This window comes from Chlamydiales bacterium, from assembly GCA_031292375.1.
Classification (GTDB): Bacteria; Chlamydiota; Chlamydiia; order Chlamydiales; family VFKH01; genus JARLHF01.
Map to the genome: position 1 here is coordinate 18920 of JARLHF010000039.1, position 13541 is coordinate 32460.

Here is a 13541-nt window from a genome sequence, read left to right on the forward strand (position 1 = left end):
TGCAAAAAAAGACAATTTTAACAAGCAAATGTAATTATGCAAGAAGTCTATTATACACGCGCTTTGTTTCTTCAATCGTTCTTTGAAAAGTGTACTTTTCGATAACAAGTGCATGTGCAGCCCTGCCATATTGAGCTCTTTTTTTCTCATCTAAAAGTTCTTCTACGGCTTTTGCGACCTGTTCAGGAGATTTTTTCTCTACAAGTATTCCGGTAATACCAGAAAGGCATACTTCTCGAAGCCCCCCTGTCGGCGTAGTAATAAGCGGTTTTTGTAAATAAGCTGCCTGAAGTGTTGCTTGGCTAATTCCTTCATTAGAAGTACTTAAAAGCGCAAAAATATCCATAGCGGCGATAGCAATAAAAGGAGGCTCCAAATGACCTGTCAAAATGACTTTACCCTCAAGCCCATACTCTTTTATCTCTTGGCTCAAAATATCTGTCATACCACCAGATCCTACAATCAACCACTTTAAATTGGGCTCATTTTTTAAAAGATGAGCCGCTTTTGAAAAATCGCTGAGGCCCTTCCAAGAGCGAAGCACACAAAGTGTGCCTATTACACAATCTTGCGCTTCAATTCCATATCTTTTGCGAAACGCTTCTACTTCAGCACTAGATACGTTAATAACGCTAGAATCAACACCCGTTGCAATGCATTTACAACCTTTTTTCTTAAGGCGAGCTTGCTGCCTAATTACAGGAACAATTTCTTCACAAGTTGTTATAACATAGTCCACAAGTACATTATAAAGTATGCGGCTATTGAGTCCTGACTTAATCGCTGTAGACAAGTGCCTTGTACGTATGATAGGTGTGCGAGAAATTCTTCCTGCAATACCTCCAAGCCATGCATCCGTCGATGAATGTGTATTGATGATATCCACTCGGTGTTTTTTAATCACACGAAGCAATTTAAAAATACAAGAAAGCGCATTTTTCTTTTTAAAACGAATAGGATATACTAAAAATCCCTCTTCTTGCATACGCAAAAACAGCTTTGCATCTGGATGCGCTGCCAAAATAACTTCAAAGCCTTCAGCTCGAAACTGACGTGCTTCTTTTAAAATACGCATTTCTTGGCCGCCAAATCCAAGAGATGCCTCTGTGTGCAAAATCACTCTACTCATTTATACCCAAAGTATTTAAAAAGTTCTGTAAAATACGCTTATGCCCAGAAGAAAAGGCTAATTTTTGAAGCTCTTGAAAAGGTACCCACTGAACATTCTCCTGCAATATTATATTTTTTATTTCAAAAATGTATGGAAAAAGCTTTACACGATATTTAGTAAACGAATGAGATACTTCTTCTAAAGACCTCTTAAATAGAGGGCTTAGCCCCTTTTCTTTCAAAGCGTTCATGATTTTTTCAGGATCTTTCATAGAATTTTCTACATTTACTTCAAAATAGAGAAATTCATGTAAATCTGACATGATTTTATTTTTTTCGCACCGCTTTACACAAACTCGATCACCACATATTAAAAGAGCTACGCTTCTTTCTAACTTTTCATACACAACTTTTTTAGTTTTAATGGGCAACACATATGCAAGCCCATGACGATAAGCTTTACAGCTATTTTTTAAAGGGCATGCTGTGCAATTTGGCTTTTTCTTGCAAACTTTTGCACCTAATTCAATTAAGGCTTCACCATGAATCCAAGGCTTGCTACTAGGCAGTATTTCCAATGCAATTTTTTGCAATTCTTTCTTAGTTTGAGTTTTGTCAAGATCTTCTTCTATCTTAAAATAGCGAGCAAGCACTCTATACACATTTCCATCTACAGGAGCTGTCTTTTTGTGAAATGCAAACGCTGCAATCGCAGCAATTGTGTAGGGGCCAAGCCCCTTTATTTTTGTCCAATCTTCAAGCTTTTCAGGAAACTCTCCTGCATGGTTTTCCACCATATAACGAGCAGCCACATGAATGTTTCTTGCTCTAGAATAATACCCAAGCCCTTCCCATGCTTTAATTACATCGTCAATAGAGGCTTTGGCTAAATCAGAAATGGTGGGAAATAGATCCATCCACCTCTCAAAATAGGAAACAACAACAGAAACTTGTGTTTGCTGCAGCATGACCTCAGAAATCCATACCTTATAAGCAGTAACATTCTGCCTCCATGGCAGATCCCTTTTTTCTTCTAGAAACCAATTTTTTAATGAGGAAGAATCAAAATAGAGTTTAATTTTAAGTCTCTGGGTTCATAACGCCCAAAATAGGAGATTTGCGCTTTTCACTTATGGGCATAGCGGTTAAAAAGGGGTAATCTGGCGTTAATACTCCAGACATCATCTCTTTCCAAACAGGCACTGTTTGTTCCATGAGATGCTCGTTAGAGCTATGTTGAATGCTCATCTTTTCAATAAGAGCTACAATTTGATCTTGTAAAAGCACAACTTCAAAACTTTCCAAGCCCTTCGCTTCCATCAAAGAGCATAAATTCATCGCGCTTTTAGCACTCTCCTTAGGAGTAAGAAGAGATGTAAGTTCGTGTAACTTTTCAGACCTCTCTTCTCTTACTTCCATCAAAGCTTGCAAAGGAGCATCACGTCTCATCATGACGTTTTGCAAAGCTTTTGGATCTTTTTCAATAAAAGCACGCTCTTCTTCAAGCATGTTTGCCAAAATCTCTCTCATGAGAATTACTTCTCGCTTTAAAAGATCTGTTACTCTTTCTTGAATTTCTCGTGCTACAGGCATGCCTGCAGCCTGCTGCTTATTCATAATTTTCTCCGACATACTCTGGTCTTCCTAAAAAAACGCCCGAGTATACACTTTTAAATCCATGAAAAGCAAAATCTTTTTATCTAACTTCCTTGTCCTTTTTAACAAAAGGCAATTTTACAAGAAGTCCAATAACGCCTCCTAAGATAAACCAAAAAGTATGCACAATCAAAAAAAGGAAGGCAACGCCTAACATAAAAGAGGGAAATTTTCCAGAGGTTCTATAAAAATGAACAACTTTTGCCCATATCTCTTTAGCATTCCAAGGAATATAGAGTGCTGCTGCAAGCCCTACTACTAAACTACCAAGCCAATAAAATGAAAAAATAAATCCCAAAGAGATCAATATAGCAAGAATCGCCTCTTTTGGATTGTTCTTTGCAGCAGTGGTCATTTCTTGTACGGTTGGATTTTGCTGTACTTGATTCAGTACATCTGCACCTTTTTCTTTTACAGAGTGTGCATACTCATTACCTTTTTCTTTAATTGAATCCCAAGTTTGTTTTGCCATGATAAACTTCCTTTAGTTTTACAAACGCCCTAAACTCCGGATTATAACTACCATTTTTTTGAATGCAATATAATTTTGAACTTGTTTGTGTATAAATTGGCATTTGAAGTACAATGCTCTCTCTTACATAACTCATGTCACATAATAACATTTAATTTTTTGCCCCCTTTTAAATGACATTGCAAATCCATTTCAAACCACTTAAATGGTTAATTACTGCAAAACAACTTTTATCTATTTTGATATTGCTTGCAATAACTAGCCTAGCTTCACTCTATTTTTTCCCAGCACGCCCTCTTACCCTTACCCTACAAAAAAAAGAACTTTCTTATAGGCATACACCTTTAATCAAACAAGAATTCCAGGAAATTTCCGTTCTTAACACAAATGTCGAACCATCAAAACTTCTTTTATCCTACCTGGAAAATTCTCTACTATTTCTTGGCATCTCTGAGAGACCAGATAAAAATCTACAAAAAAACAAATTCATTCTAGGGATAAAAAATTCAGAAGAAATTTGCTCTTTCTTAGAAGAAGAAAAAATATTTCTTTCAATGGAACGTGATCAAGAAGACTCTCAACTTATTTTTCATTTTTGCAAAGAATCAAATGCATCTTTTTGGATTCGAGCCACGTGCAAAGAAGCAAATCTCTCAGCACAAATAGGTTCAAACAAAGAAAATTCTCTTATAAACGGCTGTTTTACGCTAAAAAAAACAACTCTTCCTTCCAGAAAAACTTCATGGCAAATGAATGGTGTGCGAGTAGATCCCACCTTTTTAACACGAAAACAGACAAAATGGGTAGGGCAAGACCTTTTCTTAAAGAGACATGGAGGAGATGCTTATGCTCACAGCCAAGGTAAAGAACGCATCGATTTTCTAGAAGGCTACTCTTGCTTCGTTCAGGAAGGAGATTATCTCATATGGAAAGATGAATGCTGGCAGGAAGCTAAATATAATACAGAAGGCTACCCCCTACTTCACATTAAAAAAATTGAAGAAAAACTCATGCACCTTGTTCTATGGCCTACTGAAGGTGATATAAAATGCTCTATAACGCTGACAAAATATCCTGAGCTCATATCTAACAGCGCAAAAACCGTTAGCCTTTTTCATTATCTTGGAGCCAAGAGCTGGAAAGAATTCCTCTTTGAAATCGATGGAAAGCGTGTTTACATACGGCAAGGGGATTGGTGGCTACACACTGAAAAAGAATGGAAAAGGCTTTTAACTCCTGAAGATATTGATGCCTACGTCAGCCATAAGCTTAAAGGTGATCTATTTGTTGTTGATGGCGTAAAAAGAGTAAAGGGCAACCAAGTCCTCATAGGCCATATATTTAATACGCCCCGCACAAAAGTATGGGACATTGAAATACCGATGAAACAAAAAAGCACCCCTCTACTAAAAGCCTATCCCATAATACCGCCACAAACACAGACAAATGACGATACACCATATGAAAATGTTCCTTCAAATCCCTATACGGATAATAATCATTCTATAAAAACACCCAATAATACAAGAGGGCCCGGTTTATAATGAAAACCTTATTAGACTTCTTGCGTAATTACATTTGCTTGTTAAAATTGTCTTTTTTTGCATCTTTATCATTAAATTTTTCAACCATATGCTCACACATGCTCTCAAAATTTATCAATAAATCTGCTCAAAAAATTTCAATTTTTCTAAGCAAAGCTAATTATGCAAGAAGTCTATTAATATTATTGCTTACAATGCCTATTTGTATTTTTTCGCAGACCATTCAAGAAAAAAAAGAGACCTTAGGAAGATGTGAGAGTGATCTTGGAGAGGCACTAGAACAAAAATTACAAAAATCAAATGAAGAGCTTCTTCATTTACGCAGCATGCTCACATCATGCTATGAGCAAGCAGCTATTTTACGTGCGCAAAATGCTCCAAACTCTGCGTACCAACAACTTTTAGAAGAAATTAAAGATCTTCGAAGTGACATTGAATACATTGAACAAACCTTCCGTACAGACTCTTTATCTACAGGCTCTGAAGAAAATCATGCTCTTTGGCACCAACCGGAAACCACTGTAGGTCAGCTTATTATCGATTATGGATACAACTATGTTTACTTAGTGTCCTCTGAAATTGCTAAAACACCCGTCAGTGTTAATTCACACTTACCTATTCCAAAGCAATCTTGGGAAGAAATGCTCGAGTTTATTTTAGCTCAGCTTGGCTTTGGGATCAAACAGATAAATCCTTATCTTAAAGAGGTTTATCACCAAAAAGATAATCCATTATGTTTAGAATGCATTACAAATAAGTTTGACGATCTTAAATTATTACCTTTACAAGCGCGCATTTGCTTTATCTTTACCACAGGCCACCAAAATCCAGCAGAGGCCTATCAATTCCTATCACGTTTTGCACATCCAGAACGCATGCAACTTTCTATGATGGGAAGAGATATTTTTATTGTGGGTACAGTGCAAGAAGTTAAGCAACTTCTTACCATGCATCAGTTTATTTGCAGCGCACCCTCTGGAAGGGAATATAAACTTGTACAACTTTCTAGATTAAATCCAGATGATGTAGAAAAATCTCTTGCAGCCTATTTTTTAAGTCAAAAAGAACAAGCTGTTGCACCCAACATATTTAGCACTCCAAACCTTAAAGTTTTACCCATCCACAGCTTTGTTCCAGCACTCTTTTTAGTTGGAACAAGAGAAGAAATTTTACAAGCCGAGCGCATTATTGCAGACCTAGAAGATTCTATGCAAAATCCAAAAGAGAAAACTCTATTCTGTTATACCTGTAAATATGCCCAAGCAGATGAAGTTGCAGATGTTCTTAGCCGCGTTTATGCTCTGATGGAATCTCTTCCAACCGAAAATGAGGGTTCTTCTTCCCAACAAACTAGTACACCTCCTTTGCAAGAGACCTCATGTAACACAGATTTAGTCATTAATCCAAAACCCTTTCATCCTCCTACTCCCTGTGATGACAAGAAAGTTCATGAACAACGAGAAAATTTTATAGTCGATTTAAAAAACAGTTCTATTATTATGGTAATAGAAAAAGAAACTCTACCTAGTATCAAAGAGCTATTAAAACGCCTAGATGTTCCTAAAAAAATGGTCCGAATAGAAGTTCTTCTATTTGAAAAAAAAGTAACAGAAGAAGACCACTTTGGTCTCAACTTATTGCGTATAGGTGGCTGTGCAAGCAATACTAACAATACCTGTCTTTCTTGGTTTGATACAGGGTGTGCACCTTTTAACTATTGCGGACCTGCAAATCAGGGCATACTCTCTTTTTTTCTAAGCCGCACAAGAAATAACGGCATACCAGCCTTTGATCTTGCTTATAACTTCTTATTGGCGCAAGAAAATGTACAAATTAATGCGTGCCCATCAGTCACAACCATCAATCAAACACCTGCTAAGATTACACTTGTAGAAGAAATTTCTCTAAACAATGGAACTGTTATTGTAGATGGAAGCAATTGTACAGTACCTTATCTACAAGATTCCTATTCAAGAGCACAATATGGTATTATTATTGAAATGACACCTACTATCCACCAAGATAATAACCCTTGTAACACGGATCAAAAGCGCTATATTACTCTTGAAACAGATATCACCTTCGATACTGCTAAACCAAGCAAGGTAAGCAGACCAGATGTTGCTAGAAGAAATATTAAAAATCAGGTATGTATACCAGATGGCGAAACGGTTATCCTTGGAGGACTTAGAAGAAAAACTTCTCAAGACAAGGTAGAAGCCATTCCATTTTTAGGAGAAATTCCCGGTCTTGGAAAATTATTTAGCGAGACTCAACTTTCTGATCAACAAACTGAAATGTTTATTTTTCTAACACCTAAAATTATCGATGACACACCCTGCAAACTAGAACATGCTTTGCATGAAGAGCTATGCAAAAGACCAGGAGACTTACCTGAATTCTTATATTGCCTAGAAGCTGCAAAGGAAAGTGAATGGCAAAAAACCTTCTCTGGAGGCCTAAATATGCTCTTTGGAAGAGCTCAAGAATGTCCAAGGTATTATAAATGAATCTTGCTCAAATCCTCTTATCATCTAAAAAAATACAAGAAAAAGATTTGGAAGATAATGAGAATAACTCTGTCTCATTTTTTAAAGATCTTGTAAAAAAAGGCACATTGGAACAACAAGACTTTTTTCATGCCCTTGCACGTTACTTTGACATGGAAATTCTTCCTAAACTTCCCTTAGATCTACTTCAAAAAGAGTTTTACAAACAACTTCCCTATTTATTTGTAAAAAAACATATAGTCCTTCCCTTTAAAGAGAATGATACTACCTTGTTTGTTGCAATCAATGATCCCTTAAATCTTGATGTTATCGATGAACTACGCGCCCTCTTTTCTAAATCCATTCAAACAGTGTGGATGCCAAGAGATGCAATCCTTGAAGCTATCGATAAATGTTATCATCAGGATGAAGGAGTTGCCTCTCAACTTATTGCAGACCTTACAGATGACTCTTACATTGATAATAACAAAATCTTCATAGATGATCTTTTGGATGATAGAGAGCAAGCTCCTATCATCAAGCTGTTAAATGTCATCATTACAGAAGCAATTCAAATGGGAGCATCAGACATTCACTTTGAGCCCTTTGAAAATGATTTAAAAGTACGCTATCGAATTGATGGTGTTTTACAAAAGCGCCATGCTCCTCCAAAAGAATACCACTCTCATCTTATGACGCGTCTAAAAGTTATGGCAAAGCTAGATATTGCAGAACATAGATTGCCACAAGATGGTCGCATTAAACTTAAAATGGGAGGCAAAGAAATTGATTTTAGAGTCAGTACCATACCCGTTAGCAATGGTGAACGCATCGTCTTGCGTATTCTTGACAAAAGCAATGTACACCTTGGTTTAAACCAAATAGGAATGCCACAAGCTTTGCTCAAAAACTTCAAAAACCTCATAAGCTATCCAGAAGGCATTGTATTGGTTACAGGGCCCACTGGAAGCGGAAAAACCACAACACTCTACAGTGCAATTTCAGAGCTCTATAGCGATGAAATTAATATCATGACTATCGAAGACCCTGTAGAATACAAATTGCCTGGAATTGCGCAAATAGGTGTACAGCCAAAAATTAATCTCGACTTTGCAACGGGACTTAGGCACATATTAAGACAAGATCCTGACATTATTCTTATTGGTGAAATTAGAGATAAAGAAACTGCTGAAATTGCTATTCAATCCTCGCTCACAGGACACTTAGTCTTAAGCACACTTCATACAAATGATGCTCCATCATCTATACCAAGACTTATCGATATGGGTATTGAACCCTATTTGATAGCCTCCTCTATGGTTGGCATATTAGCACAAAGGCTCGTACGAACATTATGCCCTTCTTGCAAAGAAGCTTACATACCAAGAGATGATGAATTAAGTGAAATAGGTCTTAATTTATCTCATCTATTCAGAGCAAGGGGCTGCTCTTCTTGCTATGGATCTGGTTACAAAGGCAGACACGGCATCTATGAGCTTATGACAATCACATCCAATCTAAAAAGGCAAATTGCAACAAGTGCGGACACAAATATTATCCGAGAACACGCTCTACAAGAAGGCATGAAAAGCTTAAAAGATAATGGCATGGAACTTGTCAAAAAAGGCCTTACAACTTATGCGGAAGTCTTGCGCGTCGTCAAATAATGCAAATTCGGACAAAAAGACTTGTAAAAATGTCCGAAATAAAGACACTTAAAACCATGATCCTTCTGGTACTTATGCTCATCAAATCTTCAACCGATTGCTTGTTGATCTTTCCTATAATTCATCTAGATTAGAAGGAAATACCTACTCTCTATTGGAAACAGAACGTCTCCTTATTCAAGGAACAAGCGCTGAGGGCAGGCTCGATGAGGAAAAGGTCATGATTTTAAATCACAAAGAAGGAATACGTTATCTAGTTGATAATGCAAGACGCCTTACAATAAACACTGAAACAATTTATACAATTCATTACCTACTTGCAGACTCCCTTGTCGAGCCAAAATATGCAGGAAAAGTAAGAGATCATGGAGTACGTATTGGAGGATCAACATATATTCCTTTTGAAGACTCAAAACGCCTGCAAATTCAACTTGAACGCATTGCTCAAAAAGCCACCCTTATTCAAGACCCTTTTGAACAAAGCTTATTTTTACTTATTCATATTAGCTATCTACAAGCCTTTTCAAATGTCAATAAACGAACGGCTCGTCTTTTAGCAAATATCCCATTAATTACTCAAAATCTTGTACCGCTCTCTTTTAACGACATTGAAAGAGATGATTATATGTCCGCAATGATTTCTATTTATGAGCTTCAAGATATACATCCACTAGCCGACTTATATGTCTATTCCTATTTGAGAACTTGTGCAGCATATGACTCTACGGTAAAATCAATGGGCTTTGATGAAGTTCGCATTCGCTACCGCGAAGAGCGCCGCGCCATTATAAGGCAAATTATTCTCCAAAAACTTACTAAAACCAAAATGAACCAATACATTTTAACTGAAACTAAAAAGATGATTCCCAAAAATAATCAACAAGATTTTCAAGAAGATATACTAGAAGACTTAGAATTAATGGACTCGAGTCGATTAACTGGTCTTGGAATTACTCTAGATCAGTTAAATGCGTGGCGTAATCACTCATTACAAGCGCCAAATCCACATTGCAAATAGGTTGTAATGATATTTGCAAGGCAAATTACAAAAATTAAAAAAAAGCTCCACTTAGCAAGTGCATTTAAAGGGGCATTTACTTGGGGATTTTCTCTTGGATCATAAATAAATAATAAAAAAGCAACAGCTACAATACAACACACAAAAACAACAAATGACCAAGTATAAAGACTCAAACCAAAGACAGGCATACCAAAGGAGGGACTAAACCCAGGACATACATGCAAGGAAATTTGTCTCAAGGCAACAAGGCCGCCAACAAAGCTACTCAATAATACTACAGCATAATGACTCATGTGTATACCAAAGCGTATATTACATAAGCAAGCAGCTGCAACACTTAACATAGCAAGACGCTGAAGCATACAAAGAGGACATGGCTGCTCATGAGCTAAAAACTGCACTCCATAGGCTCCAAGCAGTATCAAGGAAATAATGATTACAATCAGAGCATTACAATTCTTTTGTATGTTTACCATCTCTCATACCACTACAAATTAATTTTTAATAGAGTCGTTGCATGGTGCCAAAGCATAAGCAATGCACCAATAAGTAAAACCAACAACAAAGCAATAGCACATTTTCTTTGCGAGAATAATACTGCAATCATGGCAAGTAAACTGACTAAAAATAAAGCTGCCATTTACTTATAGATTCTCCATTTTCAAATCCGTGTCAGCATATTTCCAAGCTTTTTTAAACTCTTCACCCACCCAAAATGCATCTGTTGTTTTATTTTGAGCCTTTAATGTCTGTAATAATCCAAAAAGGGAACGCCCATTTCTAGGATGTCTATTTAAATCCTCTTTAAAAACCTTAGCAGCCTCTTCATATTGTTGATTTAAAAAATAAGTTGCCCCAAGAGTCTCTCTGATAGGAAAAAACCAATCGGGCGGTTCATTATACCCAAGACTATCTTGCAAGCCAATTGCCATTTTCAAATGATCTATTGCATCATTTATTTTGCCCTCTGCCCTTGCAATACAGGCATTCAAATAATGCTCCGCAATATCTAAGATGCTACTTAATTTATTGTATCCAAAACGCGCATCTGCTCGTGCTTTTTGCTTTTCTAGTAAAAACTGCTCTCTTGCTTTTTTAGCACCACTTAAATCATTTGTTTTAACAAGGCAGACACTTCTTGCAAAAAACCAAAGAGGAACCTGGTTTTTTACCATTACAGGAGGCTCTTTTTCAGTTAAAATCTTGTTCCATTTATTAAATCGCAAGTCTATGAGTAAAGATCCTGTTGTATAATATTCCATATCTGGCATAGAGGCAATGATCTCAGGCTTAAGAAATTCACTCAACTTATCTGCATACTTTTTAGCTCTAGCATAATTACCCTCTAGACAAGCGGCTCTCGAGGCAAAATAGATATTGTGGCTTGTGTAGTGAAGAATGTATTCTTTAACACCATTAGCTCTCACAAATTCCTCATCTACACGCACAGCATCTTCATTGATAACAAAAGCTTTATGATAATCTCCTACAAGAATATAAATGTGCGATGGCATGTGAATCAAATGACCAGATGCTGGCACTAAATCAGGTAATCTCTCTGCAGACAAAAGAGCCCTTTCTGGGCGATCAGACCCTTCAACAGCGTGAATATAATAGTGGTTTGCACCAATATGCATAGGGTCTCTTTTAATAATTGACTCAAGAACGGCTATAAGAGCATCTGTTCCTTCCACTGACTTACCATCACCTGTCCAAAGAGCCCATGGATGCAAATCCATGCCACTCTCAGCATATAATGCTGCTGCATCTAAATCTTCTGGGTAATTTTGCATAAGAACATACATTGCATTATTGTAGGCTATATCAAGCGCTTTATAATCTGGATTTGGATTATCCGTATAGCGAGCCGCAAGAGCCTGAATATATTCTTTTTCATTAGCTGTAATCACTTTATCATTATTAGACAAAGAAAGTGCTTTTTGAATTAATTCATAAGCCTTTTTTTCTCTTTCTAAATCAATGGGTGTATTAATATTTGGCCCCAGAGAAAGCGCCATACCCCAATAAGCCATAGCAAGCTTTGGATCTAATTTTGCTGCAGTTTCAAAAGAAATATAGGCTGATTCATGGTTAAAAGCATATACTAGTGTAAGACCTTGGTTAAAAAAAGCCTGAGCTTCCACACTCGTTGTAGATACAGGATGGTTTAAATTTCCAATACCCTTAATAAGAGTGTCTGGCTTTGCATATTGCGCATCAACTTGCCCTACAGCGACCAGACCTGCAAGAATGATGCAAAAGTAAACTAATTTTTTCATGATCCATAAGCTCCACTTTCTAACTTATGCCTCTTTTATATAATCAAAATTTTATAGTCAAACTTTACAATAATATTTCCATGTTATACCATAAATTTTACAGCAAACTCAAGGTGATACTCATGAAAAAATGGCTTCTTCTTACTCTTTTCCTATTCACAATCATTCAAAACAATTATGCCTCAGATGAGTTAAGCCCTTCATCCATTCCTAAAGGAACAGAGATCACACTCATCCTTCCTGTTAACTGGACTTCGTCCTCGCAATACAATCTCGTTGCCACCATTCCAGGGGAATTCCACCCTCTTCAATCCCTTTCTGACTGGGGAAATAAAGAGTCCACACTCATTGAATTCGTTCCTAATGATGAAAACGGCGATAATTGGTCAGAAATCATTACTCTCAACAAATATATAGACAAAAAAATTTCAGCGGACAGCATTGTAGCTTACCTTAAAGAAAAGATGTTAGATCTTGTAAAAAACGGTAAAATCTTACAAGAAAATGCTTCAAAAGAAGATAACTATCAAAAAGCATCTTTTGCTCTCTCTTATGATTTAGATGGCAAGCATGAAGTAATAAATGCAGTATATTATTCTGGCCCCTACGATGCTGCTGGCATTCAGTATACTATCCGCCCAAAACTAGGAGTGTCTGACCAAGAAGTCCTAGAAAAAACCGATGCCTTCCTCAAGGAGCACACAACCATTACCCCCTAAATCATTCCCCCCAAAGCCTATCTTAAGATGTATTCTGAAACGATGCAAACTTCCCTATCTTCTTTACAACTTATACACATCGTCAATGAAGAATTGTTTGTGTATATATTAAGACCGGAAGCTAGCATGACCTTAAAAAACGTCAGCTCGATTTTTAACTAGGTTATTGTTAACAACTTAAGCTCTTGTTCATTAAAATTTAAAGCTGGTTTTTTTGGTTGTATATTAGGAATAGGAATGACTCTAACGAAAATAAATGAAACACGGAGCCACAGAGACACGGAGAGTGCTTTTATACATAACGATTTGTCTTATAAAATTATTGGAGCAGCTATTGAAGTCCATAAGGTACTTGGAGGGCCTGGTTTGCTTGAAAGTGTATATGAGTCTGCATTATGTCATGAATTGTCGTTGCAAGGATGCAAATTCAAACACAAGTCCCTGTAAATGTAATATACAAAGGGTGTAAAATTAGAGAACCACTTTATTTGGATATCCTAGTTGAAAATAAAATTATCATTGAAATTAAAGCAACAGAGAAAGAGTATCCTATTCATTCTGTTCAACTTCTTACATACTTGCGC

The 13541-nt window shown here is 36.7% G+C and carries 12 protein-coding genes; 6 read left to right on the forward strand and 6 right to left on the reverse strand.

What is annotated here, in order from left to right; all coding sequences use genetic code 11:
* Positions 1-34 precede the first annotated feature (34 nt).
* The 4 genes from P4L16_05270 to P4L16_05285 form a co-directional block, all read right to left on the reverse strand.
* Positions 35-1129, reverse strand: a complete 1095-nt coding sequence (locus P4L16_05270; protein MDR3624530.1) for a glycosyltransferase family 4 protein — start codon at positions 1127-1129, stop codon at positions 35-37.
* Positions 1122-2189, reverse strand: coding sequence for an A/G-specific adenine glycosylase (gene mutY, locus P4L16_05275; protein MDR3624531.1), 1068 nt, complete (start codon positions 2187-2189; stop codon positions 1122-1124). The genes P4L16_05270 and mutY overlap by 8 nt, the downstream gene beginning before the upstream one ends.
* Position 2190: 1 nt before the next feature.
* Positions 2191-2742 carry a hypothetical protein gene (locus P4L16_05280; protein ID MDR3624532.1) on the reverse strand — a complete coding sequence of 184 codons (552 nt, stop codon included), beginning with the start codon at positions 2740-2742 and terminating at the stop codon, positions 2191-2193.
* Positions 2743-2806: 64 nt separating this feature from the next.
* Positions 2807-3238 (reverse strand): hypothetical protein, encoded by a 432-nt coding sequence (locus P4L16_05285; protein MDR3624533.1) that lies wholly within the window; start codon positions 3236-3238, stop codon positions 2807-2809.
* A 173-nt stretch (positions 3239-3411) separates the two neighbouring features.
* On the opposite strand from P4L16_05285, the gene P4L16_05290 reads away from it, so the two are divergent.
* From P4L16_05290 to P4L16_05305, 4 genes are all read left to right on the forward strand, one after another.
* Complete coding sequence (locus tag P4L16_05290) at positions 3412-4782, forward strand: hypothetical protein (protein MDR3624534.1); 1371 nt, start codon at positions 3412-3414, stop codon at positions 4780-4782.
* Positions 4783-4976: 194 nt separating this feature from the next.
* Positions 4977-7292, forward strand: a complete 2316-nt coding sequence (locus P4L16_05295; protein MDR3624535.1) for a hypothetical protein — start codon at positions 4977-4979, stop codon at positions 7290-7292.
* Positions 7289-8938 (forward strand): type II secretion system ATPase GspE, encoded by a 1650-nt coding sequence (gspE, locus tag P4L16_05300; GenBank protein MDR3624536.1) that lies wholly within the window; start codon positions 7289-7291, stop codon positions 8936-8938. Before P4L16_05295 ends, gspE begins: the two co-directional genes overlap by 4 nt.
* Positions 8939-9092: 154 nt before the next feature.
* Positions 9093-9956: a Fic family protein gene (locus P4L16_05305; protein MDR3624537.1), complete on the forward strand. Its 864-nt coding sequence runs from the start codon at positions 9093-9095 to the stop codon at positions 9954-9956.
* Here P4L16_05305 and P4L16_05310 read toward each other — a convergent pair.
* A complete protein-coding gene (locus P4L16_05310; GenBank protein ID MDR3624538.1) occupies positions 9920-10435 on the reverse strand; it encodes a disulfide bond formation protein B in 516 nt (171 codons plus the stop codon). The two genes, P4L16_05305 and P4L16_05310, sit on opposite strands and share 37 nt — an antisense overlap.
* A 168-nt stretch (positions 10436-10603) precedes the next feature.
* Positions 10604-12238 (reverse strand): hypothetical protein, encoded by a 1635-nt coding sequence (locus tag P4L16_05315; GenBank protein MDR3624539.1) that lies wholly within the window; start codon positions 12236-12238, stop codon positions 10604-10606.
* 122 nt (positions 12239-12360) lie between these two features.
* Here P4L16_05315 and P4L16_05320 point away from each other — a divergent pair, with 122 nt between their 5' ends.
* Together P4L16_05320 and P4L16_05325 are read left to right on the forward strand one after the other, a co-directional pair.
* Positions 12361-12957: a hypothetical protein gene (locus P4L16_05320; protein MDR3624540.1), complete on the forward strand. Its 597-nt coding sequence runs from the start codon at positions 12361-12363 to the stop codon at positions 12955-12957.
* 237 nt (positions 12958-13194) lie between these two features.
* Positions 13195-13404 (forward strand): GxxExxY protein, encoded by a 210-nt coding sequence (locus P4L16_05325; protein MDR3624541.1) that lies wholly within the window; start codon positions 13195-13197, stop codon positions 13402-13404.
* The last annotated feature ends 137 nt before the right edge of the window (positions 13405-13541 follow it).

Bases quoted from the DNA above. Each gene is read 5' to 3' on its own strand.
- P4L16_05315 (MDR3624539.1), bottom strand. From the start codon at position 12,238: ATGAAAAAATTAGTTTACTTTTGCATCATTCTTGCAGGTCTGGTCGCT.
- gspE (MDR3624536.1), top strand. From the start codon at position 7,289: ATGAATCTTGCTCAAATCCTCTTATCATCTAAAAAAATACAAGAAAAA.
- P4L16_05290 (MDR3624534.1), top strand. From the start codon at position 3,412: ATGACATTGCAAATCCATTTCAAACCACTTAAATGGTTAATTACTGCA.
- P4L16_05285 (MDR3624533.1), bottom strand. From the start codon at position 3,238: ATGGCAAAACAAACTTGGGATTCAATTAAAGAAAAAGGTAATGAGTAT.
- P4L16_05280 (MDR3624532.1), bottom strand. From the start codon at position 2,742: ATGTCGGAGAAAATTATGAATAAGCAGCAGGCTGCAGGCATGCCTGTA.
- P4L16_05325 (MDR3624541.1), top strand. From the start codon at position 13,195: ATGACTCTAACGAAAATAAATGAAACACGGAGCCACAGAGACACGGAG.
- P4L16_05270 (MDR3624530.1), bottom strand. From the start codon at position 1,129: ATGAGTAGAGTGATTTTGCACACAGAGGCATCTCTTGGATTTGGCGGC.
- P4L16_05320 (MDR3624540.1), top strand. From the start codon at position 12,361: ATGAAAAAATGGCTTCTTCTTACTCTTTTCCTATTCACAATCATTCAA.
- P4L16_05295 (MDR3624535.1), top strand. From the start codon at position 4,977: ATGCCTATTTGTATTTTTTCGCAGACCATTCAAGAAAAAAAAGAGACC.
- P4L16_05310 (MDR3624538.1), bottom strand. From the start codon at position 10,435: ATGGTAAACATACAAAAGAATTGTAATGCTCTGATTGTAATCATTATT.